The sequence below is a fragment of the Pseudomonas sp. SDO52101_S400 genome (assembly GCF_054071635.1).
Genome location: NZ_JBSVWF010000024.1, coordinates 25,952 through 52,918, shown reverse-complemented (window position 1 = coordinate 52,918; position 26,967 = coordinate 25,952). Strand labels below are relative to the sequence as shown.

12 protein-coding genes (1 of these 12 running past the window's edge) are annotated in these 26,967 nt (G+C 62.9%); 8 read left to right on the top strand and 4 right to left on the bottom strand.

The annotated features are described in order from the left end of the window. Positions 1–128: 128 nt before the first annotated feature. Genes ACW9HX_RS14175 through ACW9HX_RS14165 form a run of 3 tightly spaced genes read left to right on the top strand, consistent with a single transcriptional unit; the run spans position 129 to position 4,677 of the window. Positions 129–1,301, top strand: coding sequence for an efflux RND transporter periplasmic adaptor subunit (locus ACW9HX_RS14175; protein WP_457381087.1), 1,173 nt, complete (start codon positions 129–131; stop codon positions 1,299–1,301). Further along, entirely contained in the window at positions 1,302–3,275 is a 1,974-nt protein-coding gene (locus ACW9HX_RS14170; protein ID WP_457381086.1) for a MacB family efflux pump subunit, read from the top strand. 7 nt (positions 3,276–3,282) lie between these two features. Beyond that, the gene (locus ACW9HX_RS14165; RefSeq protein ID WP_457381085.1) at positions 3,283–4,677 is read left to right on the top strand and encodes an efflux transporter outer membrane subunit; all 1,395 of its coding nucleotides are present in this window, start codon (positions 3,283–3,285) and stop codon (positions 4,675–4,677) included. 33 nt (positions 4,678–4,710) lie between these two features. Here the strand turns inward: ACW9HX_RS14165 and pvdP are convergent, their stop codons facing one another. Next, a complete protein-coding gene (pvdP, locus tag ACW9HX_RS14160; protein WP_457381084.1) occupies positions 4,711–6,321 on the bottom strand; it encodes a pyoverdine maturation tyrosinase PvdP in 1,611 nt (536 codons plus the stop codon). A 184-nt stretch (positions 6,322–6,505) separates the two neighbouring features. Between pvdP and pvdM the strand changes: the two genes are divergently transcribed. From pvdM to ACW9HX_RS14135, 5 genes are all read left to right on the top strand, one after another. Next, positions 6,506–7,876 carry a pyoverdine-tailoring dipeptidase-like protein PvdM gene (gene pvdM / locus ACW9HX_RS14155; protein WP_457381083.1) on the top strand — a complete coding sequence of 457 codons (1,371 nt, stop codon included), beginning with the start codon at positions 6,506–6,508 and terminating at the stop codon, positions 7,874–7,876. Beyond that, complete coding sequence (gene pvdN, locus ACW9HX_RS14150) at positions 7,873–9,186, top strand: pyoverdine-tailoring periplasmic protein PvdN (protein ID WP_457381082.1); 1,314 nt, start codon at positions 7,873–7,875, stop codon at positions 9,184–9,186. The genes pvdM and pvdN overlap by 4 nt, the downstream gene beginning before the upstream one ends. 39 nt (positions 9,187–9,225) lie before the next feature. Next, a complete protein-coding gene (gene pvdO, locus ACW9HX_RS14145; RefSeq protein WP_457381081.1) occupies positions 9,226–10,134 on the top strand; it encodes a dihydropyoverdine dehydrogenase in 909 nt (302 codons plus the stop codon). A gap of 88 nt (positions 10,135–10,222) precedes the next feature. Continuing rightward, complete coding sequence (locus ACW9HX_RS14140) at positions 10,223–11,881, top strand: cyclic peptide export ABC transporter (protein ID WP_457381080.1); 1,659 nt, start codon at positions 10,223–10,225, stop codon at positions 11,879–11,881. A gap of 35 nt (positions 11,882–11,916) precedes the next feature. Beyond that, on the top strand, positions 11,917–16,068 hold the full coding sequence (locus ACW9HX_RS14135; protein ID WP_457381079.1) for an amino acid adenylation domain-containing protein: 4,152 nt from the start codon (positions 11,917–11,919) through the stop codon (positions 16,066–16,068). A gap of 165 nt (positions 16,069–16,233) precedes the next feature. On the opposite strand, the gene ACW9HX_RS14130 is transcribed toward ACW9HX_RS14135, so the two are convergent. The 3 genes from ACW9HX_RS14130 to ACW9HX_RS14120 all read right to left on the bottom strand — a co-directional run. Further along, positions 16,234–18,714, bottom strand: a complete 2,481-nt coding sequence (locus tag ACW9HX_RS14130) for a TonB-dependent siderophore receptor (RefSeq protein WP_457381078.1) — start codon at positions 18,712–18,714, stop codon at positions 16,234–16,236. Between the two features lie 346 nt (positions 18,715–19,060). Continuing rightward, the gene (locus ACW9HX_RS14125) at positions 19,061–22,273 is read right to left on the bottom strand and encodes a non-ribosomal peptide synthetase (protein ID WP_457381077.1); all 3,213 of its coding nucleotides are present in this window, start codon (positions 22,271–22,273) and stop codon (positions 19,061–19,063) included. After that, positions 22,270–26,967 carry the final stretch of a non-ribosomal peptide synthase/polyketide synthase gene (locus ACW9HX_RS14120; protein WP_457381076.1) on the bottom strand. Its footprint extends 8,808 nt past the window's final position, so 4,698 of the gene's 13,506 nt are visible here — the last part of the coding sequence; the start codon falls outside the window, past its right edge; its stop codon occupies positions 22,270–22,272. Before ACW9HX_RS14120 ends, ACW9HX_RS14125 begins: the two co-directional genes overlap by 4 nt.

The following is a 26,967-nucleotide window of genomic DNA, read 5'->3' as shown; positions in this document are numbered from 1 at the left end:
TTCCCCACCCTGTCTCTCGTTTAAAGGACAGCCCCCCGTGTCTGTCGCGCCCTGCGACAGCGTTCGACCGTGGCCCGTTCGCGGTGCCTGCTGAACGACGGGCCGATTTCCACTGGCCGGAACCCTGCATGAAACGTCCCCGTCCCGCCCGACGCGCCCTGCTCATCGCCCTTTGTCTGATTCCCGTTATTGCTGTTGCGGCCTGGCAAGTCTTGCCGCCCGGCCGAGACAAATTTGCCACCGTGCAGGTCTCTCGCGGTGATATAGAAAGCAGCGTGACCGCACTCGGCACCCTCCAGCCACGGCGCTATGTGGATGTAGGCGCCCAGGCCTCGGGGCAAATTCGCAAGATCCACGTGGAAGTCGGCGACGTGGTCAAGGAAGGCCAACTGCTGGTGGAAATCGACCCGGCCACGCAAAAGGCCAAACTCGACGCCAGCCAGTTTTCCATCGAAAACCTCAAGGCGCAGTTGCAGGAACAACAGGCTCAACACGAACTGGCGCGCCAGAAGTACCAGCGCCAGCAGAACCTGGCCGCCGGCGGCGCCACCCGTGAAGAAGACGTGCAAACCGCCCGTGCCGAGCTAAAAGCCACGCAGGCGCGCATCGACATGTTCCAGGCGCAGATCCGTCAGGCACAGGCGAGCCTGCGCAGCGATCAGGCCGAGCTCGGCTACACCCGGATCTTCGCGCCGATGGCCGGCACCGTGGTTGCGCTGGACGCTCGTGAAGGCCAGACACTCAACGCGCAACAACAGACACCGCTGATCCTGCGGATCGCCAAGCTGTCGCCAATGACGGTCTGGGCTGAAGTCTCCGAAGCCGACATCGGCCACGTCAAACCGGGCATGAGCGCTTATTTCACCACCCTCAGCGGCGGCAACCGGCGCTGGAGCAGTACCGTGCGGCAGATCCTGCCGGTGCCACCCAAACCGCTCGACCAGACCAGCCAGGGCGGCGGCAGCCCGACCAGCACCAGCAAAAGCGGTGCCGGTCGCGTGGTGCTGTACACCGTGTTGCTGGATGTCGATAACGCCGACAACGCGCTGATGGCGGAGATGACCACCCAAGTATTCTTTGTCTCGAATCAGGCGAAAGACGTCCTCACCGCACCGATTGCCGCCCTGCATGGCAGCACCCAACCCGACAGCCAGATTGCCCGGGTCGTGGCGCAGAACGGCGACATCGAGCAGCGCACCGTGCGCACCGGTATCAGCGACCGTTTGAAAGTGCAGATTCTCGACGGTCTCAGCGAAGGCGATCATCTGTTGATCGGCCCGGCCGACGGCAACGGAGGCTGAATGCAAACGCCCCTGATCGACCTGCAGGACATCCGCAAATCCTACGGCGGCGGCGATGCACCCGAAGTTCACGTGCTGCGCGGCATCGACCTGTCGATCCATGCCGGCGAGTTCGTGGCAATCGTTGGCGCGTCCGGCTCCGGCAAATCGACGCTGATGAACATCCTCGGCTGCCTCGACCGCCCCACGTCCGGCGAATACCGGTTTGCCGGGGAAAACGTCGCCGGCCTGGACACCGATGAACTGGCCTGGCTGCGTCGCGAAGCCTTCGGTTTTGTGTTTCAGGGTTACCACCTGATTCCGTCCGGCTCCGCCCAGGAAAACGTCGAGATGCCGGCCATCTATGCCGGCATTCCCGCCGCCGAGCGCCATGCGCGTGCCGCTGCCCTGCTCGAGCGCCTCGGCCTGGCCTCGCGCACCGGCAACCGCCCCCACCAACTCTCCGGTGGTCAGCAACAGCGGGTGTCGATTGCCCGCGCCTTGATGAACGGCGGTCATATCATTCTGGCGGACGAACCGACCGGCGCCCTCGACAGCCACAGCGGCAAGGAAGTCATGGCCCTGCTCGACGAGCTGGCGAGCCAGGGCCATGTGGTCATCCTCATCACCCACGACCGTGAAGTGGCAGCCCGGGCCAAGCGCATCATTGAAATCAGCGACGGCCTGATCATCCGCGACAGCGCCGAGGAAGATCCCACCGTGCAGACCAGCGCCAACCCCGGCGCCTTGCAAGCGGTGGATCTGCGCAAACGCCTGAGCGAGGGCAGCGAAGCGAGCGGCGCCTGGAAAGGCGAACTGGTCGATGCGGTGCAAGCGGCATGGCGCGTCATGTGGATCAACCGCTTCCGTACCGCACTGACGCTGCTGGGGATCATCATCGGCGTGGCGTCGGTGGTGGTGATGCTTGCGGTCGGTGAAGGCAGCAAGCGCCAGGTCATGGCGCAGATGGGCGCCTTCGGCTCCAACATTATTTACCTCAGCGGCGCCGCGCCGAACCCGCGCACGCCACCGGGCATCGTCACCCTGGATGAAGTCGCCGCACTGGCCAGCCTGCCGCAGATCACGCGCATCATGCCGGTCAACGGCGCCGAAGCGGGGGTGCGCTTCGGCAACCTCGATCACATGAGTTACATCGGAGGCAATGACACCAATTTCCCGGACATCTTCAACTGGCCGGTAGTCGAGGGCAGCTACTTCACCGAGGCCGATGAGCGCAACGGTGCGGCCGTCGCGGTGATCGGCAAGAAAGTCCGCGACAAGTTGCTCAAGAACGTCAGCAATCCCATCGGCCAATACATCCTGATCGAGAACGTGCCGTTCCAGGTGGTGGGCGTACTGGCCGGCAAAGGCGCCAGCTCCGGCGATCAGGACAGCGACAATCGCATCGCCATCCCCTACTCCGCGGCCAGCGTACGACTGTTCGGCACGCACAACCCCGAGTACGTGGTGATCGCCGCCGCCGATGCGCGCAAGGTCCATGAAACCGAAATGGCCATCGAGCAATTGATGCTGCAGTTGCACAACGGCAAGAAGGATTTCGAGCTGACCAACAATGCCGCGATGATTCAGGCCGAAGCCCGCACGCAAAACACCCTGTCGCTGATGCTCGGTTCGATTGCCGCGATTTCGCTGCTGGTCGGCGGCATCGGCGTGATGAACATCATGCTCATGACCGTGCGCGAACGCACTCGCGAAATCGGCATCCGCATGGCCACCGGTGCCCGTCAGCGCGACATCCTGCGTCAGTTCCTGACCGAGGCGGTGATGCTCTCGGTGGTCGGCGGCATTGCCGGCATCGGCCTGGCGCTGCTCGTGGGCGGCGTGCTGATACTCAGCGAAGTCGCTGTCGCATTTTCCCTGGTGGCCATCGCCGGCGCCTTCGCCTGCGCCCTGATCACCGGGGTCGTTTTCGGCTTCATGCCCGCCCGCAAAGCTGCCCGGCTCGACCCGGTCACGGCCCTCACCAGTGAATGATCGATCTATGAAACCGCAACTGAGCCTGTTGACCCTTTGCCTGATGCTGAGCGCCTGCGGCAGCTCCGCACCACGCCCGGAAAGCGGCGTGATCGCCCCTGCCGCGTGGCAGTCGCCGACCGGGCAATCGGTGGCGCAAACCAACCAGCAATGGTGGACGCACTTTGCCAGCCCGCACCTGAACCAACTGATCGGGCAGGCACAAAACGGCAGTCACGATCTGGCCGCCGCCATCGCCCGCGTACGTCAGGCTCGCGCCAGCACGGTGATCGCCGGCGGTTCGCAATTACCGGAAATAACCGCCGGCCTGAATGCCAACCGCCAGAAACTGCTGCGCGGCAACGGCTACAGCCAACTGGATGCCGACAGCAGCAACAAGGCGGTGGACTACTTCGACGCCAACCTCAGCGCCAGTTATGAAATCGACTTCTGGGGCGGCCAGGCCGCCACCCGCGAGAGCGCCCGCCAGGGCCTGCGCGCCAGTGAGTTCGATCAGGCCACCGTGGAATTGACCCTGCTCAGTGACGTCGCCAACCGCTACACCCAGGCGCTGTCATTGCAGGAGCAAAGCCGCATTGCCGCGCTGAACCTGGCCAACGCGCAGAGTGTCTTGCAACTGGTGCAGACCCGCTTCAATGCAGGCTCCGCCACCGCGCTGGAACTGGCTCAGCAGAAAAGTCTGGTGGCCGCGCAACAGCGGCAACTGCCGACGGTGCAGCAACAGGCCGAGGACGCGCGAATCGGTCTGGCGGCACTGCTCGGGCGACCGGTGCAAGAGCTGCCACCGAGCCTCGAGTCGTTCGACCAACTGCAGTGGCCACAAATCGCTGCCGGGCTGCCCAGCGACCTGCTGACCCGACGCCCGGACATCGCCCGCGCCGAAGCGCAACTGGCAGCCGCCCGGGCAGACGTCAAAGTCGCCCGCGCCGCCATGCTGCCCAAGGTCACCCTGAGCGCGCAGCTGGGCTCCGGCGCCAACCGCTTCGACGATGTGATGCGTAGCCCGTTCTACAACCTCACCGCCGGGCTGATCGCACCGATCTTCAATAACGGTCGCCTGTCCGCAGAACGCGACAAGGCAACCGCCCGCCAGGAAGAACTGCTGGAAACCTATCGCGGCGCGATCATCAATGGCTTCGCCGACGTGGAAAAAGCCCTGAACAGCATCCAGGGCCTGGATCAACAGCGACAATGGCAGACCGAAGAGTTGAATCAGGCACAGACTGCGTTCAACCTTTCGCAAAGCCGCTATCAGGCCGGCGCCGAAGACTTGCTGACCGTACTGGAAACCCAGCGCACGCTGTACGCCGCGCAAGACCTCAACGTGCAACTGCGACTGGCGCGGATGCAAGCGAGCATTGCGTTGTACAAAGCGCTGGGTGGGGGCTGGGAGACGCGCTGAAAAACAAAAGATCGCACGCAGCGATCTTTTGCTTCAAACCTTGGCTTTCAAATGACGCGCATACCACGGCCGTTGCGGCACGCGGCGGAACAGTGCGGCGAGTTTTTTCTCGTCGCCGATGAAGGTGATGCGCAACGCCAGCTTCATGGTCTCGGGGTCCATTTCCACGGACTTGCCCACCTGCAACCCCGGCGTGGTGCTGCAACCGTGGGTGGTCGGCCCCAGCCACGGATCCGCCACCTCGTTCCAGCGTCCCGGCGCAAACCACTGCACACCGTTGACCACTTGCCGCGTTACTTCGCCCGGATGGAAACGCTCGTGAGCGCGGAACCAGTCCTCGATGCGGTCATCGATCCAGCCGTGGAAATGCCAGAACACCGGGTTGACGTGGGATGAAAACGGATCGCCGAGGAAGTCGTTTTCCGCCGCAAACCAGCGTGCGGCGAAATCCGCCGGATCCCGGGCAAACGGTACCGGCTGACCGTTGGACGGATCGCGCGGTACCGAGGCCCAGCGCATGTGCAGCCAGTCGTGCAGCCCCAGCTCCACTTCTGAACCGAACTGGCCCAACGTGAGCTTGGCCAGATAGGCCGGATCGCGGTACTGCGACTCCCAGACCTGAAAGTTGCTTTCATAGGTCTCGGCGGTTTTCAGGTCGCTGACCCATTGGCTGTACTCGTTGTCGCCATCGGCCAGCCACGTCGGCGGCAGTGCCGTGCCGTCGTGATTGTCGAAATAGCGGGCGAAACCGACCCGGTCGCGGATCAGCTCGGGCTGCGGCAGCGGGAAGTACTTCCACGACGGCAGATCCTGCATCGAGCGCGCCGTGCCCAGCATGTGCCGGTGCATGAAAAAGAAGTCGACGCCCGAACCGTTGCGGTCCTTGCGATCGCCACGGGCATCACGCTCGTTGTCACGCGGGCCGGGCTGCCAGCCGAGACCGCGCAACGCGTTGCGCTTGTCTTCGGCCAGGGTGTGCCACTTGTCCCGCGTGGCGTGCCAGACCTGGTGAAACAACCGATGCTCGGGAGAGATCAGCCACGCCAGCAGCGTCGGGTTCAGCGGCGTGCGCTGCCGGGCTTCGGGGAACAGATGTTTGACGGCAATGAAGCGATTGTCCTGCATCGGCAGAGCCAGCGGCCGATCCAGACGTGACACCCGACCACTGAGGCTGCCGCTGCCGGCGTTGCCGAAATCGGCCCAGACTTCGTCGAGGATCATTTGCAGCTCATAGTCGATATGACCGTCTGCACCGATCAGCCGCCAGCTCAACTTCGCCGCATCGCCACCCGCCAGATCACCGATTATTCGGTAACGCGGTGTTTCACCAGAACGCAGACGCTCAGGCGTATCCAGAAAACCGCAGACACCGCGCCCTTTCTGGCCGATGTCGAGAAACACCTGCAAACCGCTTGCCGGCAGTCCTTCGACGCCCGCGTCGCGGCCCTCGAAACGAATATCCCAGACCCCGCGCAATTTGTTCGCCAAACGCTGACCGGCCATGTCGGCCACGTCGAACGACGCCTCGCCGGGGGTGATCGTGGGGTCCGGTCTGGTCCATTCACGATGACCAAAATAAGCCGCAGGCACCGCAGCGCCGGTCAGCGCCAGGCCTGCCATGAACCATCGTCGAGAAATCTTCATTGCCCTACCTGTGTCAGCCATGAAGCAGGCTTTATCCAAGCTAGAACGTACGCTGCCTCGACAAATTTAAGGGTGCCCTCGCCACAGGGCGATGCGACTAAATTTCGTTGCCAATCACTCGTTCTTTCCAGATAGCAATGGCCCCTGCGCCAGCACCTTGACGGCGAACCTGACTGAGATGGCAATGACAAAACCACGTTCGAAAAAGGCTCTTTTCATTGGCCTGCCACTGGCCCTGGCGATCAGTGCCGCAGCAGGCTTCGCAGCCTGGGACTACTGGCTCAACGACAATCCCGGCTATCCGGCCAAGGTCATGGACCAGGCCCGCGAGATGCACCAGCACCTGCTGTCGTTCGACAGCCACATCACCGTCCTCCAGGACTTCGGCACCCACGGCAATGAAGCCGACAAGGACGGCCCCGGTCAGTTCGACCTGATAAAAGCCAATCGCGGGCAACTCTCCGGCGCGGCCCTGACGATTTTCGGCTGGCCGGAGCTGTGGAACGGCGCCAATGCGCCGCACAAGCCTACGGCCGGGTTCGTTGAAGAGGCGCGCAACCAGCAGGAGATCCGCTACAAAATCATCTCCGGCATGGTCCGCGACTTCCCCAATCAGGTCGGGATCGCCTACACGCCCGATGATTTCCGCCGCCTGCACGGCGAAGGCAAGTTCGCGATCTTCATCAGCATGCTCAACGCCTACCCGCTGGGCCACGACCTGAACCTGCTGGACCTGTGGACGGCGCGCGGCATGCGCATGTTCGGTTTCAGCTACATCGGCAACAACGACTGGGCCGACTCGTCCCGGCCACTGCCGTTCTTCAATGATTCGCCGGACGCGCTCGACGGCCTCTCCGACATCGGCAAGCAAGCGGTCAAGCGCCTCAATGACCTGGGCGTAATCATCGACGTGTCGCAGATGTCGACCAAAGCCCTGGAGCAAGTCGCGCAACTGAGCCGCACGCCGATGGTCGCCTCGCACTCGGCGCCACGGGCGATGGTCGACATCCCCCGCAACCTCAGCGACAAAGAACTGCAACTGATCAAGAACAGCGGCGGCGTGGTGCAAGTGGTGGGCTTCTCGCAATACCTGCGCCCGCTGACCCAGACCACCCAGGACAAGCTCAACGAACTGCGCAAGAGCTTTGACCTGCCGCCCCTGCCCAACCTGGCCGTGGCGCTGATGCCGGGCGACCCGATCATCGCCGCATGGCCCGAGGCCAAGTTCGGCCAGTACGCCAGCCGCCTCTACGCGATCCTCGATGAAGAACCCAAAGCCACACTCAAGGACTACGGCGACGCTATCGATTACACCGTGCGCAAGATCGGCATCGACCACGTCGGCATCAGCTCCGACTTCAACGAAGGCGGCGGCGTCAAAGGCTGGGAGAACGTCGGCGACATCCCCAACGTCACCGCCGAGCTGATTTCGCGCGGCTACTCCGAAGCCGACATCGCCAAGCTCTGGGGCGGCAACTTCCTGCGGGTCTGGGATCAGGTGCAGAAAGCCGCCCGACCTGCGCTGATTTCACAGCAGGACAAGATCAAGCCATGAGTGATCGTCGTACGTTTCTCAAGCAGGCGGGAATTCTCGCCGCCGGCCTGCCGCTGGCCTCGGGCATCGCCCAAAGCGCCAGCGCCACCAGCACCGCCAGCACCGCCAGCACCGCGAACGTTGCGCCCACAGCACCGGCACAGGACAAGTGGACGCAATTACGCACACTGTTCGAGCAGGATCCCGACTGCCTGCACTTCTCCAACTTCCTGATCACCTCGCACCCCAAACCGGTGCGTGACGCCATCGCCCTGCACCGCGCTGCCCTCGACAAGAATCCGGGACTGGCGATGGACTGGGACCTGGGCGTGATCGAGCAGCGCGAGGAAGAGGTGCGAGTCTGGGCCGGGCGCTATCTGCAAGCCGACGCCAGACAGATCGCCCTGACCGGCAGCACTACCGAGGGCCTGGCGATGATTTACGGCGGCGCACACGTGCGTGCCGATCAGGAAATCCTCACCACTCAGCACGAGCACTACGCCACCCACACCATCCTCGCGCTGCGCAAACAGCGTGAAGGCACCAAGGTGCGCAAGATCCGCCTGTTCAAGGATCCGCACACGGCAACCAAGGCCGAAATCCTCGCGGCCATCGACAGCAACATCCGCCCCGAAACCCGTGTGCTGGGCATGTGCTGGGTGCATTCGGGCAGCGGCGTGAAACTGCCGATCGCCGAAATCGGCGCGCTGGTCGACAAGCACAACAAGGGCCGTTCGGACGACAACCGGATCATTTATCTGGTGGACGGCGTGCACGGCTTCGGTGTCGACGACCTGAGCTTCCCGGCGATGAACTGCGACTTCTTCATCGCCGGCACCCACAAATGGATGTTCGGCCCGCGTGGCACCGGCATTGTGTGCAGCCGTTTCGATCAGGTCAGGTACGTCACGCCGATCATTCCGACCTTCTCCGAAGCCACCGCGTTTTCCACCACCATGACCCCCGGCGGCTATCACGCCTTCGAGCACCGCTGGGCCTTGAACGAAGCGTTCAAATTGCACCTGCAACTGGGCAAGGCCGACGTCCAGGCACGCATTCACGCCTTGAACAGCTACCTGAAAAAACGCCTGCAGGAACACCCACAGATCGAACTGGTCACGCCGCTGAGCCCCGAACTGTCCGCCGGTTTCACCTTCTTCCGGGTCAAGGGCAAGGACTGCGACAAGATCGCCGCCTACCTGATGCAGAACAAGGTGATCGCCGATGCCGTCGACCGCGACGTCGGCCCGGTCATTCGCAGCGCGCCGGGGCTGCTGAACAACGAACAAGAAATCGACCGTTTCATGACCGTGCTCGTCAGCCAGATCTGAGCACCGCGAACTCCTTTAAACCTGTTATCGAGAGAAATGATGAACAGTGAGCTACGTAGTTTTTCCATCAAGTCGCTCCCCGCGCTGACCCTGGCCGCGCTGCTCGCCAGCCTGATGCCGGGGCTGGCGCAGGCGGCTGAACCGCTGCAGCCGGGCAAGGTGTTCAAAGACTGCAAGGACTGCCCGGAGATGGTCGTGCTGCCCACCGGCACCTTCACCATGGGCACCCCGGAAGACGAAGTCGGCCGCGAACCGGACGAAGGTCCGATGCACCCGGTAACGTTCGCCAAGCCGCTGGCCATCAGCCGCTTCCAGGTCCTTCGGGGCCAGTGGGACGCCTACCTCAAGGACACCGGCTATCAGATGCCCGACGGTGATGATCGCGAGGGCCGCGCGTGCAAGGCCGGGATTCCGGATTACGCGGGCAGCGACCCGCGCAAGCAGTACACCGACAGGCATCCGGCCGTGTGCATGGACTTCGCCGAGGTCAATGCATACGTGGCGTGGCTCTCGAAGAAGACCGGCAAGCAATACCGTCTGGTCAGTGAGTCCCTGCGCGAATATGCCGCGCGTGCCGGCAGCGCCGGGCCCTTCCCGTTCCCGTTCGATGAGGGCAAGGAATACAGCATCGCCAAACACGCCAACACCTATGGCGCCGCCGATGGCTACAACTTCACCGCACCGGCCGGCAGCTTTCCGGCCAACGCCTTCGGCGTCTATGACATGCACGGCAACGTCTACGAATGGACGGCCGACTGCTACAACGAAAACTACGTCGGCGCTCCGAGTGACGGCAGCGCGTGGCTGACCGGCGACTGCAGCATCCGGCGCATCCGCGGCAATGACTGGGGCGAAGCGCCAGTGTTCTCGCGTTCCGGCAACCGCAACGCGGTCTACCCCAAAGTGCGTGGCGACTGGCTGGGCTTTCGTGTAGCCCGCGACCTCTGATCCACCCCGGCGTCGGCCATCGGGCCGACGCCCTCCCGGTTTTCTCGAATCATCGCCCCCAGCGGCCTCCAAAAGCGGAATCCCCCCCATGACCACTAAATCCCGTGGCGCCATCAGCGAAGTTCTCAGTCTGCTCAAGCCCTATTGGCTGGTGGTCATGATCTCGATCATGCTCGGCATGGTCGGCGGCCTCAGCGTCACGGCGTTGCTGGCGACCATCAATGACGCCCTGAACGCCAATGGCAGCCCGTCGCTGGGCGTGCTCGCCAGTTTCGCCGGGCTGTGTGCACTGGCGCTGTTGAGTTCGATCCTGTCCGACATCGGCACCAACCATGTCGGCCAGCACATCATTGCCGGGCTGCGAAAATCCCTTGGCGAAAAAGTCCTGCTGGCGCCGATCGAACAGATCGAACGCTTCCGCAGCCATCGCCTGATCCCGGTGCTGACCCATGACGTCGACACCGTCAGCGACTTCGCGTTTTCCTTCGCACCGCTGGCCATTGCCTTCACCGTCACCCTCGGTTGCTTGGGTTACCTGGCTTACCTTTCGGTGCCGATGTTCGCGTTGTTGCTGGTGGCGATCGTCATCGGCACCGTCGTGCAGTACGTCGCCCGGGCCAAAGGCATCAAAGGCTTTGAAGCCGCCCGTGAAGCCGAAGACGAACTGCAAAAGCACTACAGCGCCATCGCGGCCGGCGCAAAGGAACTGCGCATTCATCGCCCGCGCCGTCAGCGCATGTTCAGCCAGCGCATCGAAGGCACCGCCGATTACATCTGCAAAACCCACATCCGTTCGATCAACACCTTTGTGGTCGCCAAGACGTTTGGCTCGATGCTGTTCTTCGTGGTGATCGGACTGGCACTCGCCCTGCAATCCTTCTGGCTGGGCACCGACAAAGCGGTGCTCAGCGGTTTCGTACTGGTGCTGCTGTACATGAAAGGCCCGCTGGAATACCTGGTGACCACCCTGCCCGTCGTCAGCCGCGCCAACATCGCCTTCAAACGCATTGCCGATCTGGCGGAGCAGTTTTCCTCTCCGGAACCCCACCTGCTGCTGAGCGACACCGCCAGCGCCAAACCGGTGGTCGAGCATCTGGAACTGCGTGACGTGCATTACGCATTTGCCGCCGTGGACGACAACAAACCGTTCACCCTCGGCCCGGTCAACCTGTCGATCCGTCAGGGTGAAATCGTGTTCATCGTCGGCGAGAACGGCGGCGGCAAAACCACCCTGATCAAATTGCTGTTGGGGCTGTATGCGCCAAAGGGCGGGGAAATCCTGCTCAACGGTGCGCCCGTGGTGGCCGAGAACCGTGACGATTACCGTCAGTTGTTCACTACGATTTTTGCCGACTACTACCTGTTCGACGAACTGGTGCAAGGCGATCAACAAGTGCCCGAGGACGCCAACCGCTACCTCGAACGCCTGGAGATTTCGCACAAGGTCAGCATTCGCGATGGCGCGTTCAGCACCACCGATCTGTCCACCGGCCAGCGCAAACGCCTGGCCCTGCTCAACGCCTGGCTGGAGGAACGTCCGGTGCTGGTGTTCGACGAGTGGGCGGCCGACCAGGACCCGGTATTCCGGCGGATTTTCTATACCGAGCTGCTGCCGGAACTCAAATACCTGGGCAAGACCATCATCGTGATCTCCCACGATGACCGTTATTTCGACGTCGCCGACCAACTGGTGCGCATGCAAGGCGGCCAGGTCATCAGCGAAAAAGCCCCGGCAGCCGTCTGCTGAACCGGCCCGCCCCTGTCGAGTGTTAAGAGAAAGCCATGAACGAACTTCTTGATGATGACCTGCTGGCGCTGCTGTTGGCCGATGCCGACGCCGTCGATCCAGACCCGGTCGCCACCCGCCGCGAGCGTCTGGACCGGGCGCCGCTGTCGTACGCCCAGCAACGTCTGTGGCTGGTGCAGCAACAGGCACCGGCGAATGCCGCCTACAACTTGCCGCGTGCCCTGCGCCTGGACGGTGACCTCGATCCGCAGGCGCTGGAAAGCGCGCTCAACGCGGTGATCGACCGCCACGACATCCTGCGCACTGCCTTTCGCGAAATCGACGGCGTGCCGATCCAGGTGGTCGAGCGCCAGGCACGCCTGAACCTCAAGCGCCAGGACCTTTCCTCACTGGATGAGGACACCCGTCGCCTGCACCTGGAGCAACGCCTGCAAACCCAGGCCCTGCAACCGTTCGACCTGAGCCGCGCACCGCTGATCCGCACCACCCTGGTCAAGACCGCCGAGCGTGAACACGTGTTGCTGCTGAACATGCACCACATCGTGTCCGACGCCTGGTCCAACGCGATCCTCATGCAGGATCTGGCGCGCGCCTATGCGCAGGCCAGCGTCGGCCTCAGCCCGGTACTGAGCGAGTTGCCGATCCAGTACAGCGACTACGCGCAGTGGCAGCGCGGCGAGTACCTCGACGGCGTGGCCTGCAAGCGCGCCGACCATTACTGGCGTCAGTACCTGGGGCGAGAACTGCCGGTGCTTGAACTGCCGGTCGATCACGCCCGCGCCGAAGGCCAGCAACACCTCGCCGGGCGTCATTCCCTGAGCCTTGCGCCCACAGCGCTGCAATCACTCAACCGTTTTTGCCAGAACGAGGGCCTGACCCCGTTCGTAGTAGCGATGGGCGCGTGGCAATTGCTGCTCGGCCGCTACAGCCAGCAACGCGAATTCACCGTCGGCGTGCCCAACGCCAGCCGCAACCGCAGTGACAGCCAGGAACTTGTGGGTTTTTTTGTCAGCAGCCAGGTGTACAAGGCGACGCTCGATGGCCAGCAACCGGCGCGGGACTTTCTGCACGCCTTGCGCGCTCATTCGCTGGCAACACTGGAACACGCCGATTACCCGCTGGAGTTGTTGTTCGATCAACTGCAACGCGGCAGTGCCACTTCGCTCAATCCGCTGTTCCAAGTGCTGTTCAACTGGCGCACGGGTGGCGGCGAACCGGCGGCCGTGGAATGGGGCGGGCTGAACCTGCAGTTTCTCGATGCCGGTGAAAGCCAGGCCAAGTTCGACCTGTCGCTGGACGTCGACTTCAGCCCACAGAACCTGCAAGCCATATTCGAATACAGCCGCGACCTCTACACCCCTGCCACCATCGAGCGCATGGCGCGGCACTGGCAGCAACTGTTGCTACAACTGATCGCCCGCCCCGACCTGCGCCTGGACGAGTTGCAGCTACTTGCCCCCGAAGAGCATCGGCAGACCCTCGCCGAATGGAACCCGCAGCAGACCCGAATCGCCCCGTCACTGTGCCTGCACCAGTTGATCGAAGCGCAGGTCGCCCGCAATGGCGAAGCCATCGCCCTGACCTTCGGCGAACAACAGGTCAGCTACGCCGAGCTCAATCGCCAGGCCAACCGTCTGGCCCACCGCTTGATCGCCAACGGTGTCGGCCCGGACGTGCTGGTGGGCATCGCCGCCGAGCGCTCGCCGCAGATGCTGATCGGCTTGCTGGCGATTCTCAAGGCCGGCGGCGCCTATGTGCCACTGGACCCGGCCTACCCGGCTGATCGCCTGGCCTACATGATCGAAGACAGCCACATCGACTGGGTGTTGACCCAATCCCACCTGCGTGAACAATTGCCATTGCCGGCCCACGTGCGCTGCCTGCTGCTCGATGACGCCACAAGCCTGATCGACGCCGCCGAGCACAACCCCGACGTGGCCGTGCAGCCGGACAATCTGGCGTACGTGATCTACACCTCCGGCTCGACCGGCAAACCCAAGGGCGCCCTGCTGCCGCATCACAACGTGGTACGCCTGTTCGAAGCCACCAGCGGTTGGTTCGGCTTCGATCAGAACGATGTCTGGAGCCTGTTCCATTCCTATGCCTTCGACTTTTCGGTCTGGGAGATCTTTGGTGCGTTGCTGTACGGCGGTCGCCTGGTGATCGTGCCGCACGCCGTCAGCCGTTCGCCGCAAGACGTCTACACGCTGCTCTGCGAAGAAAAGGTCAGCGTGCTGAACCAGACGCCGTCGGCGTTCAAACAACTGATGAAAGTCGCCTGCGAACCTGACCAGACGCTGACCCAGCAACTGCGCTACGTGATTTTCGGCGGTGAGGCGATCGAGGTGAAAAGCCTGCGTCCCTGGTTCGAGCGCTTCGGCGATCAGGCCCCGCAACTGATCAACATGTACGGCATCACCGAAACCACCGTTCACGTCACCTACCGGCCGCTGTCGCTGGCTGACCTGAATGCCGAGTCTGCCAGCCCCATCGGCGTGCCGATTGCCGACCTGTCCTGGTATCTGCTGGATGAAGGCCTCAACCCTGTCGCCAAAGGCTGCACCGGCGAGCTGTATATCGGTCGCGCCGGGCTGGCCCGGGGTTACCTGAACCGCACCGACCTGACCGCCACGCGCTTCATCCCCGACCCGTTCGACAGTGTTCCGGGCGGGCGTCTGTACCGTACCGGCGACCTGGCGAAATACTGCAACGACGGCAGCATCGAGTACGTCGGGCGAATTGACCATCAAGTAAAAATCCGTGGTTTCCGCATCGAACTGGGCGAGATCGAGGCGCGTCTGCTCGATCAGCCGCAGGTGCAGGATTGCGCGGTGCTGACCCACGACGGCCCGAGCGGCCTGCAATTGGTGGCCTACGTCATCGCTGCGGGTTCGACGGAACTGCGTGACACCCTGATTAGCGCTCTGCGTGCGCAATTGCCCGATTACATGGTGCCTGCGCACCTGTTGTTCCTTGAGCGCTTCCCGTTGAACGCCAACGGCAAACTCGACCGCAAGGCCCTGCCGGAACCGGATGCCAGCCTCTGGCAACGTACCTACGTGGCGCCGGGCAATCCGCTGGAAGAAGCGCTGGCCAGTCTTTGGCAGCAGTCGTTGAACATCGAGCGCGTCGGGATCACCGACAACTTTTTCGAGTTGGGCGGCCATTCGATTCTCGCGATCCAGTTGATCGCCCAGCTCAAGGCGCAGCTTGATATCGAAGTGCGCCTGCAAGAGCTGCTGGCCCACCCGACCATCGCCGAACTGTCCGCTTTCGTCGCCCGTCAGCATTTCGCAACCGCGCAGTGCGTGGTCGAACTCAACAACGCACCGGCCGACGCACCGGCAATGTTCTGCCTGCACCCCAGCGGCGGCATCGTGTTCTGCTATCAGCCACTGGCCAAACGCTTGAACAATCGGGCGAAAGTCTATGGCGTGATGCATCGCGGCTTCGCACAACAACACAACGACGCGCAAACCTGGTCGGAGATGATCGCCGACTACAGCCGCGAAATCGTCAACACCCAGCCAAAGGGGCCCTATCACCTGATGGGCTGGTCGCTGGGTGGCCCGCTGGCCATGGATGTGGCCGCGACGCTGGAGTCTCAGGGCCATGAAGTGGCGTTTCTCGGGCTGGTCGACGGCACCGTGCCGACTTCGGCCTTCCCTGCCGACCTGCCCCGCTTCCAGCGACCGGACGACGAAGCGCTCGGCGTCACCTCGGAAGAAGTGCTCGACGCCGTGCACTACTTCAACCTGTTGTTCCCCACCCTGGCACTGCGCACCGCCGCCTACCTGCAAGCGTCGCCGCACGGCAGCGTCAAAGACTTCTATGACTGGGCAGCCGGTCAGGTCGAGCCGGGGCAAGGTGACTTGCTGACCACCGTGCAGAACATCAAGAGTGAAGTCATGAACGCCCAGGCGTTCTCGGTGCACGATCGTCTGGTGGAAGCCTTTGACGCCTTTACCTTCAAGCCACTGCGAGTCAAACCGAGTTGCTGGTGGGCGGTGCCGGAGAAAACCGCAGAGGAACTGGCCTTCAGCCAGGCGCTGATTCAGCGCTACAGCCAATCGGGCGAACTGAACTGCTCGCAGCTGTCACCTCTGGAACACCGCAGCATGATCTTTCAGGATGAACTGCTTGAACCCCTGATCGATACTTTCCTGAGCAACAGTCGAGTGCGCTGAGCGCTCTGCGCGAGACCCGAAAACCCCGTCAATCCTTGATTGACGGGGTTTTTCTTTGGAGGGTCTTTCGTTCATCCGCCGCTGAAGCCAGGCGCCGCCGATTTCTTCGGGGCAATAAAAAACCCGGCCTGCAATGGCAGGCCGGGTTCGGGTGTTACCGGTGGATCAGAACTGCGGTTTGTACGTCACGCTGAACATCACGTTACGCGGGTCGCCGTAGTAGCTGTTGCTGTTGATCTGGGCGAAGGCCGGAATGATGTAGCGCTTGTCGAACATGTTGTTCAGGTTGACCGCCAGATTGACCTCGTCGGTGGCCTGGTAGGCAACGCGCGAACCCCAGATGGCAAAGCCCGGCAGATCGAAGCTGCGGTCGAAGCTGACCGTACTGCTCTGGGCATTCACACCGGCCCCGACGCTGACTTTGTGGAAGTCACCCGGCAGGGTGTAGTCGCCCCACAGGCGGAACATGTGCATCGGCGTACCAGTGGCGAAGCGCTTGCCCTTGAGGTCGGAGTCTTCGAGGAACTTGGTGGTGTTGTAGGTATAGCCACTGGAAATCTGCATGCCGTCAAACAGCTCACCGGCGATTTCCGCCTCCAGACCCTGGCTGCGAACCTTGCCCGACGCCGTCGAGCAGTACCAGCCATTGCAGGCCTCCGGTCCTTCGATGTCGGTGGTCAGGTCAGACACGGCGCGGTTTTTCTGGATGTAGCGGAACAACGCCAGGGAGGTATTGAAGCGGCCATCCATCAGCTCGCCCTTGATACCCAGCTCGTAGTTGGTGCCTTCGATCGGCTTGAGCGCGGTCTTCTCTTTGGTCAGCTGGGTTTGCGGAATGAACACCTCGGCAACACTGCCGTAGGCCGACCACTGTTCGTTCAGCGCATACACCATGCCGACGTAAGGCGTCACACGGCCGGTGCTCTTGATCGAGTTTTTCTCGCCGCCTTCCTGCAGTTCACGGGCGAAGTAGTTGTCCTGGTCGAAGGAGAAGTCATACCAGCTGGTACGCGCACCGAGGATCAGGGTCAGCGGGTCGGTCAGGTTGATCCTGTAACTGCCGTAGATGCCCTTCTGGCGAACATCGTAAGTGCTCACGGCCAGGTTGGCGTTGTCGGCGATCATGTCGAACGACTGCTGCGGACGGTTGTGATCGATGTCGAAGACGTCTACACCCGGAGTGAACTGACGCGCGTATTTGTCATCGCTGGTGAACTTGGAGTAGTTGGCACCCACGGTCAGGCCTTGCTTGAAGCCGAAGCCTTCAAACTGGCCGTCGAGGTAGATGTCGAACGCACGGTTCTTGTTGGCAAAGTCGGTCGAGTAGTCGGAGAAACGCGGACCGGTGCTGCCTCCGACCGGTACCACGCCGGCGATGAACTGGTAGGTCGCCTCGTTCGACTCGTTCATGGCAATGGCCGAAGCCTTGATTTTCCAGCTGTCGTTAAAGTGGTGTTCAAGATCGGCGTACACCGCGGTCTGGTCGTTCATCGAACGGTTCCAGGTCGCGCCGGTGTAGGTCGAGCGCGGCAGGTTGATGTTGCTCGCGTCGGCATAGCGCGGCAGGCCCAGCAGGTACGGACGGCCGTGGCTCTTCTTGTTGCTGAAACCGATGCCGAGCACGGTGTCTTCGTCCAGGTCGAAATCCAGGGCGCCGTACACGGTCTGTTCCCAGTTCCAGGCGTAATCGGTGAACGAGTGGTCTTTTTCATAGTTGACCACTGCGCGACCACGGATGGTGCCGGCATCGTTCAGCGGGCCACCGACGTCAGCCTGGGAGCCATAACGGTCCCAGCTGCCCGCCTTGGCGGTGAGGGTCACGGTCGGTTCGGCCTGGCCGCGTTTGCGCACCATGTTGATCGCGCCGCCCGGGCTGTTCGCACCTTGCAGCAGGCCGGCCGCGCCACGGATCACTTCCATGCGGTCGTAGATCGCCATGTTTTCGGTGATGTAGCTGCCCAGTGCATACACGTTGCGCGGGATCGGCACGCCGTCGTACTGGATCGCTTCGATGTCGAAACCACGGGAGTAAATGAAGATACCCGGGCCTGGCGACTTCAGCGCGGTCAGGCCGGTGGTGGCTTCGACGGCCTGAGTCAGGTTGCTGATGTTCTGGTCATCCATGCGCTTGCGGGTCAGGACGCTGACCGACTGCGGGATGTCCTTGAGTTTCTGCTGGCCCTTGCCGATGGTCACGGCACCGGTGGTGTAGGAGTTGGTGCCTTCAGTAGTGGTGCCCAGCGCGGTGGCGTTGATCGTGGTGGCACCCAGTTCCAGACCTTTGGCGCTGCCACTGCGCACCAGCATCAGGGTGTTGCCTTCCACGGTGAAACGCACATCGGTGCCGCGCAGGAGCTGGCCGATGGCCGATTCCGGAGTCATGTTGCCTTTGACTGCAAAGCTCTTGAGGCCCGCCAGATCATCGGCGCTGTAGATGACCTGCATGTTGCTCTGTTCGCCAAACGCCTGCAGCGCCTGTGGCAGGGACTGTGCCGCGATATTGAAGGCTTTGTCCTCGGCCTGGACCTGAGCGCTGAGCGGCAGCAGGCACGCCATGCCCATTCCCGCCAGCACAGAGCGCGAGCGCAACGTTCGGGAAATCACCAGGGCCTTGAACAGGGGTTTCAATTCGTGAATTGCGGACATTGTGCTCTCTATTATTGGTCGAAGTGGAAAAGCCTGCGGGCCGCCGAGCGCCCCTCGAAATGCACACCCGCGCTCCGGGATCGTTCAATCATGTGAATCGATCGACTGGCCCCTCCCCGGGCAGCAGTCGCCCGCGCAATGGCGCGAGCCGGTCATGGGTTGCGTAAGAAATCCGTTTGTTGCCGCGTGAAAACCTGACTGAAAAGGCCCTTTTTCGAGTCATTTCACGCGCTTACGTTAGTAAGACGGAGCAGACCGGAAAAACCGGAATGCGTTTGTTTATCATTTGTGAAATAAATTAAAAAAAACCGCCGCACGGGGGCGACGGTTTTTCCTGGCCGGACGGTCAGACGTCCTGAGCGACCTTGGCGGCTTGCATCTGCCGGGCCTTTTCGGTCAGCAGGGCTTTCTCCTCGGGGCTCATGGACTCAAGACGCACCCGCGCCTGAGCCAGTTTGTCCAGTTGCCCGGGACTCGTTTCCTGACCACGCAACGCTTGCGCGAGCCCGGCCACGGTCGGATGGTCGAAGACCACGCCCGGGTGGATTTCGCACTGCAACAGCTTGCGAATACCCGCGACCAGTTTGATCACCAGCAACGAGTGGCCACCGGCGGCGAAAAAGTCGCGTTCGATGCTCAGGCGATCCTGCCCGAGCAATTGCGCCATGCGCCCGGCAAGCAAGGTTTCGAGGGCGTCTCGCGGCGCGACGTAGTCATCGTCGACGCCTTGATCGACCAGTTGCTGCAAGGCCTTGCGGTCGATCTTGCCGTTGGCCAGCCGTGGCAGGCGTTCGATGAAGCGAATCTGCTGCGGCACCATCACCGCCGGCAGTTGCTGCGCCAGTTGCTCACGCAGACTGTCCGCCGCCAGCGATTCACGCGCCACGACGAACGCCTGCAAGCCTTGCTCAGGACGGTCCCCGGCAATCACCACGGCTTCCTGCACCGATGGCAGGCGCAGCAATTGCGCCTCGACTTCCGTCAGTTCGATGCGGAAACCGCGCACCTTGATCTGATGATCGCGCCGCCCGTGCAGGACAATCGCGCCTTCAGGCAAATAGCGCGCAAGATCGCCGGTGCGATACAGGTGTTCACCGCGGATGAACGGGTTGTCGATCAACAATCCCGGCTCGGCGTCGACATTGATGTACCCGCGAAACAGCTGCGCACCGCCGACATACAACTCGCCAACGACACCGACCGGCGCCAATTGCTGTTGCGCGTCGAGCACATACACCTGATTGTTGTCGAGCACCCGGCTCAGCAGACCGGCGCCCTGCTCCGGCGCAACCTTGTGCACCATCACGCCGACCGTGGTTTCGGTCGGGCCGTAGTGGTTGAACACCTGACAATCGCCGCGCACCTGCGCGATGCGCTGGATCAACGGTGCGGCGATGGCCTCCCCGCCCAGCACCAGGGTTCGCGGCAAACGCGGGGTATCGCTGTCGAGCAGCGCGGCCAGATGCGACGGAACGATTTTCAGGCAGTCGATGGCCTGCTCTTGCAGATAGCCGGCGAATGCCTGTGCATCCTGCATCTGTTCATCGCTGGCCACGTGCAGCGCCGCCCCGTTGAACAGCGCACCGAACAATGTGGTGTTGCCCAGATCCGCCGCCACCGTGGAGGTCAGACCGAAGTGCCGGTGACCGTCCAGCCCCAGCGCCGAGCTGACACTGGCGGTGTAGTTGAGCAGGTGTCGGTGTTCGATCAACACACCTTTTGGCGTGCCGGTAGAACCCGAAGTGAACAGCACGTAAGCGAGGTCGCTGCCTTGAGTCTCATGGACCGGAGCCGGCGCCGTGTCCGCTGCCAGCAATTGATCGATGAAACGCACCGGCAGCGTACTGTCGTGCCATTCGGCAATCTGCGTGGCGTCGGTCAGCAACAGGCCGGCACGCGCCTGCTCGAGCATCAGTTGCTGACGTGCCAGCGGCCATTGGCGATCCAGCGGCAGATACGCCGCGCCCACTCGCCAGATCGCGAGCATCGCCACCACCAGCGCTGCCGAACGCGGCAAGGCCAGCGCGACGATCGAATCAGGACCCGCGCCCTCGGCATGCAACCCCGTCGCCAGCCGCTCGACCTGCGCCTGCAGCTGCGCGTAATTCAGGCTGCCGGCCTCATCGGTCAGTGCCAGCGCTTCTGGCGTGGACTGCGCCCATTCGGCGATGCGTTGCGGCAACAAGGGGGTGTCGGCCCAGGTACGCGCCGACGGATTGATCGACAGCAAACGCTGACGCTCGGCCTCGGTCAGCAGGCTGATCGTTTTCAGCGGCGCGTGTGCGTCGGCCACGATCTGGCCCAGCAGCGTGACGTATTGCTCCAGCAGCACTTGGATCGACGCCGCGCTGTAGCGCTGCGCGGCATATTCCAGCGCAACCGCGCTGGCCACGTTCTCGGTGCTCAATTGCACTTGCAACAGCAACTCGAACGCGCCACCGCGCCCGGTCTCCACCCGTTGCGCCGTGCAGCGGGTCGCGCCGATCGCCACAGGTTGTGCCTGACGGTGCAGCGCAAAACCATAGGCCGGACGGGCAGCCGCCGGTTGCAGCTCAGGGGCCCAGTATTCCTGCCAGAGCCGGTGTTCTTCCAGGCGCGCGACGACTGTCGGCAGCCATTGCGTGAACGACTGATCGGCATCCACGGGCAAATTCAGCGGCAGGGTTTTCTCGAACACCCCGATTGCACCGGAGAAATACTCATAGTCTTCGCGGCCATCGTGGCGCCAGCCCATCAACACTTCGTCGCGACCGCTCAAACGGGCCAGCAACAGCCACCAGGCGCTTTGCATCAGCACTGTCACCGGTTGTGCAACGGTCTGCGTCAGACGTTCAAGCCCTGCGATCAATGAAGCATCGAGTGGCTTGCTGAGACTCGCCGAATCAGCGCCCGACACCGTGGACTCACGCGCCGCCAGCCAAGGCGTCGACAAGCTCGCATCGACGCCACTGAGTTGTGTCTGCCAATACGCCCGGGCGGTCGCGGCATCCTCGTCGAGGATCACTTCGCTGCGCCATTCCAGGTACTGACCGAACTCACCCGACTCTTCGTCTTCAGGCCATTCACGCTGTTCATACGCGCGCAGCACGTGCTGATAGAGCAGCGTCAGCGCGTTGCCATCCAGGCTGTGACGAGCCGCGCCCAGCAGGAGCGCCCAACGTTGTTCCGGCAATGCGTACAACACCGCTTGCGCACCGGCAGATTCGCCGGGAACAAAGGCGCGCTGCGCCCACTCGGTCAATTGCGCCTGAATCTCGGCTTCGCTGGCCGGTGCGTTTTGCACCGTCAGCGGGAAGCGCTCGGCGACGTCGGTGAACTGGCGCAGGCCATGAAAACCGGGAGCCTTGGCCAACCGGGCCAGCAACATCGGTTGCTGTTCCAGCACCTGGTCGAAGGCCGCTTGCAGGCGCGCCACGTCAAGTTCACCGGCGATATCGATGCGCAAGAAACGTGCAGCGTCGGCCCAGCATGCAGCGCCGGGCAGTTGATCGCAGAGCATCTGCTGCTCGGGGGTCAACGCTTGCCCCACGTCCTGTTGTTCCATCACCACCTCGTTCATGCCTCTGTTCCTTCGGTTGCATGGACAGGCTCGACACGGGCGCCTTGCAGGTCGCTGTGGTCGAACATATCACCCATGGCCACGACAATCTTGCGCGGACCTTCGAACGGATCGCGGGCATGCGCCACCAGCATGTTGTCGAGCAGAATGGCATCGCCCTTCTGCCAGTCGAACCGCACGGCGCAAGCTTCGTAGAGCTCGCCGATGCGCTGCATCACCTCGTCTTCGATCGGCGTGCCGTCCCCGTAGTAAACGTGGCGCGGCATGCGCTCCAGGCCGAACATCGACAACAGGTCTTCACGCACATCCGGTTCCAGCCAGTAGATGTGGTGCAGTTGCACCTGGTTGAAGAACGATTTCGCACCGGTCACCGGGTGGCGAATGATCGCCGGGCCCGGGGTGCGGGTTTGCAGTTCGTCGTTGTCCAGCCAGCGCCATTCGATACCGCCGGCCCGGCAGCGGGCCTCGACTTCGGCACGGTCTTCGGTCTTGAAGAAGTGCTGCCACGACACGTCCAGTTTGTCGGTGAAGGTGCGCACATACAGCAGGCCCTTTTCCTCGAACTTGTCCCGCAGGTCCGCCGGCAGTTTTTCGTACATCAAGCGGCAATCCACCACCGGCGTCGCGCCGCCAACCGGGGCCGCCACTTCGCAATAGAACATCTGCTTGCGCGGCCAGCGGTCCTGATGGGAGCTCTCGTTGTGGAACAGAATCATCTTGCGTTCCGGGTACGGCGTGGAGCGGTAGGTGTTCTTGCCGCCCTCTTTCTTCGGCAGGTCGCCGTACTGGCCGTACAGACCGGGCTGGATCGCTTCGGCGAACGCTTCAAAGCCCTGAATGCCGTCGAGCTCGAAACCGCGGAACAGAATGCCGGCATGGGTGGCGAGCTTCGCCTCGATCAGCGGCCGGTTGTTCTTGATCCACTCGATCAGGTCCAGTTGCGGCTCGTTCGGCTCCACCAGCAGCGGGAACGGTTGTGGCGCCGCCATCAACGATTCACGCACTGGCGCCGGGCGTGCCTTGGCCACCGGGGCGGCGCCGCGCTTGAGGAATTTGCCCAGTTTGTCGGCCTTGGGTCCGGGGGCAGACGGCCGGGTGGCCGCTGCTAAATTGTCGACTGGCATGCTGATAGCTCCCAATTGAATGTCCTGATCAGCGACGATCTGTTCCAACAGGGCTATCCAGGCCTTGACCAGGTACTGAATGCGCTCATGTCCGAACAAGCTTGTGGCGAATTGCCAATTACCCAGCAATTGCCCTTCTTCTTCGTCAACGAACAATGCCATGTCGAATTTAGAATGGGTCTCCAGCGACGGCAGCGCTTCGACGCTCAAACCGCCCATGGCCTGGGTGCGGCCCGGCAGGTTGTTCATCACGAACAGCACCTGAACCAGCGGGTTCATGCCCTTGTGGCGTGGCACGCCCGACGCATCGACGATCATGTCGAACGGCAGGTCCTGATGTTCCAGCGCTTGCAGCAGCGTGTCCTGGGTCTGCGTCAGGAAGCCGCTGAACGAGGCCTCGCCAGCAAACCGTGAGCGCAGCGGCAACACGTTGACGAAGAAACCGATCAAGCGTTCCAGCTCCGCCCGCTCGCGCCCGGCCACGTCGGCACCGACCAACACATCGGCGCCTTCGCTGACCCGGTGCAGCAAGATCTGGAACGACGCCAGCAACGTGCTGTACAGCGTGACTCCAGCCCGTGAGGCCAGCGCCCGGACGTCGCGACTCAACTGAGCGCCAAGGGCAAACTGCACCGCGTCGCCGGCGTAGGACGGCGTCGCACCGCGCGGGTTGTCCTGCGGCAGACTGAGCTGGCCGCTGTAACCCGCCAGTTGCTCCTTCCAGAACGTCGCCTGCTGCCCGAGCACGCCTTGTTGCTCCAGCGCCTGTTGCCACAGGGCAAAGTCCGAATACTGCACGGCCAGGGCCGGCAAGGCATGCGGTTCACCAGCGCTGGCACGGTCGTAGATTTCCACCAGTTCGTTGATCAGCACGCCCATCGACCAACCGTCGGAAATGATGTGGTGCATCGAATACAGCAACACATGTTCGCTCGGGCTCAGGTGCAGGATGCGTCCGCGCAACAGCGGCGCCTGATCCATGTCGATCGGCGTGTTGGCGTTGTCGAGGACGGCTTGCGCCACCTGTTCTTCCTGATCGCTGCGCGACAGGCCGGACAGATCGATCAGCGGGAAATCCAGCTCGACTTCATCGACGATCACGGCAATCGGGTCGCCCTCATCGTCTTGCACATAGGCCGTGCGCAACACTTCATGGCGCTGCACCACTTCGGCGAAACTCGCCAGCAGGCGCTGCACCGACAAATCACCGCGCAAACGCAACGCCATCGGCATGCCATAGGCGGACGTGCCACCGGACAATTGCTCGGCGATCCACAAGCGGCGCTGCACCAGCGACAGCGGCGCGCTGCTCTTGGCGCCGTGAGCCTTGAGCTCGACCTGACGTGAATCGAACGCCGCCAGCTCGGCCCCGACGTTGGCCTGCATGACCGCCGCCAGATCCTTGAGCACCGGCGCACCGAACAGATCGCGCAGGCTCAGCGTCAGACCGGTAACTTTGCGCAAGCGCGAGACGGCCTGGGTCGCCAGCAACGAATGACCGCCGGCCTCGAAGAAGTGCGCGTTGCGCCCGATCTGCTCGCGCTCCAGCACGTCCTGCCAGACCTGAGCGATCTGTTGCTCCAGCTGGCCCTGCGGCGCGACGAAATCTTCGCTCGACACCTGGCTGTCCGGCAGTGGCAAGGCCTTGCGATCCAGCTTGCCACTCGGGCCGATTGGCAACTGCGTCAGCAGCAGGACATGGCTTGGTTGCATGTAGTCCGGCAGGCTGTTTTTCAGCCCGTCACGCAGTGTTTGAAGCAACGTTGCATCAGCGTTGCTGGCCAGTGTTTCGTCGTGCGGCACGACGTAAGCCACCAGTTGCTGACCGCCCACCCCCGGCTGCGCCAGCACCAGCGCCTGACGCACACCGGCCTGACGCAACAGGCAAGTCTCGATCTCGCCCAGTTCGATTCGGAAACCGCGCACCTTGACTTGATGATCGAGACGCCCGACGTATTCGATCAAACCGTCAGCGTTGACCCGCGCCAGATCGCCAGTGCGATACAGCCGCCCGCCCACCGCGCTGAACGGGTCAGGCAGGAAGCGATCAGCCGTCAGCTCAGGGCGCTGGAAGTAGCCCCGCGCCAACAGCTCGCCGCCAATCAGCAACTCGCCCACCACAGCTTGCGGCACCGGTTGCCCGGCGCTGTCGAGGATATAAATCGTGCGCCCCGCCAGACCGTGACCGATCGGCAATGCCGCCGGCAGCAGCTGGCCGCCCTGCACGTAGTCGACACAGTCGAGCACGGTGCTGGTGACCGTCGCTTCGGTCGGGCCATAGGCGTTGATCAGTTGCACTTGCTCAAGCCCTGCACGCTGATACGCCGCGATGCCTTGCGGCGGCATGGCTTCCCCGCCCACCACCATCTGGCGCAGACGACCGTAGTCGCGCGGGCCGTGGTCGGCGAAGTCCTGCACCACCACGTTCCAGTAGGCGGTAGTCAGGTCGGCGATGCTGATGTCCCGGGCAAGAATTTCCTGATACAGGGTTTCGCTGTCCCACACCTCGTTGCCACGCAGCACCACCGCCGCGCCGCAGGTCAGTGCCGGGTAGACCTGCTCGACAAAACTGTCGAAGTTGAACGTCGCAAACTGCAGCACCCGATCACTGGCCGACAGGCCTTTGTAGGCTTCTGACACGCGGGTGTGCCGGGCCAGCGTCGCGTGGCTGATGCCCACGCCTTTCGGGCGCCCGGTCGAGCCGGAGGTGAACATCACGTAAGCCAGGCTCTGCCCATGCACGACGGGCGACGGGTTGCTGTCGAGCAACGGCCATGCATCGCCGTCCACGGTCAGCGTGCGCACGCCAGCCACCGAGGGCAGCCGTTCCAGCAGATGCTGCTGACTGAGCATCAGGCGCAGGCCGCTGTCTTCGATCATCGCCAGCAGACGGTCGGCCGGATAGCCAGGGTCCAGCGGCACGTAGGCGCCACCTGCCTTGAGCACGGCCAACAGGCTGATGATCATGTCCATGGAGCGATCAACCGCAATCCCCACCAGCACATCGCTGCCGACGTTGTGTTGCAACAAGCCGTGGGCCACGCGGTTGGCGGCCGCATTGAGCTCGGCGTAAGTCAGTTGCCGGTCTTCGAATATCAGGGCGATGGCATCCGGGGTTTGCGACGCTTGCTGCTCGAACCACTGATGCACACAACGTTCGCTGGCCGGTGCGTCGATGGCAGTGAGCATCGGCCCGGCCGCCAGTGCCAGGTCGCCCAGACAGGTCGACGCCGGTGCCTGCACCATTTGCTGCAACAGGTGATCGAGCTGGCTCGCCAGTTGTTCGACGGAACGCTCGTCGAACTGCTCACGGTCAAAACTCAGGTGCAGCGACAGTTGTGCGTCGAGGCTGACCGCAAGGGTCAGCGGGTAGTTGGTCTGTTCGTGATTGGCCACTTCGCCAAAGCGCAGATCCTGCGGCGCACCTTGTTGCAGCGCTTCGGACACCGGGTAGTTTTCGAACACCAGAATATTGTCGAACAGCGCCTCACCGCCCTGCCCGGCCCAGCGCTGGATCTCGAACAGCGGCGTGTGTTCCTGCTCGCGCAGTGCCAGGTTCTGCGCCTGCAC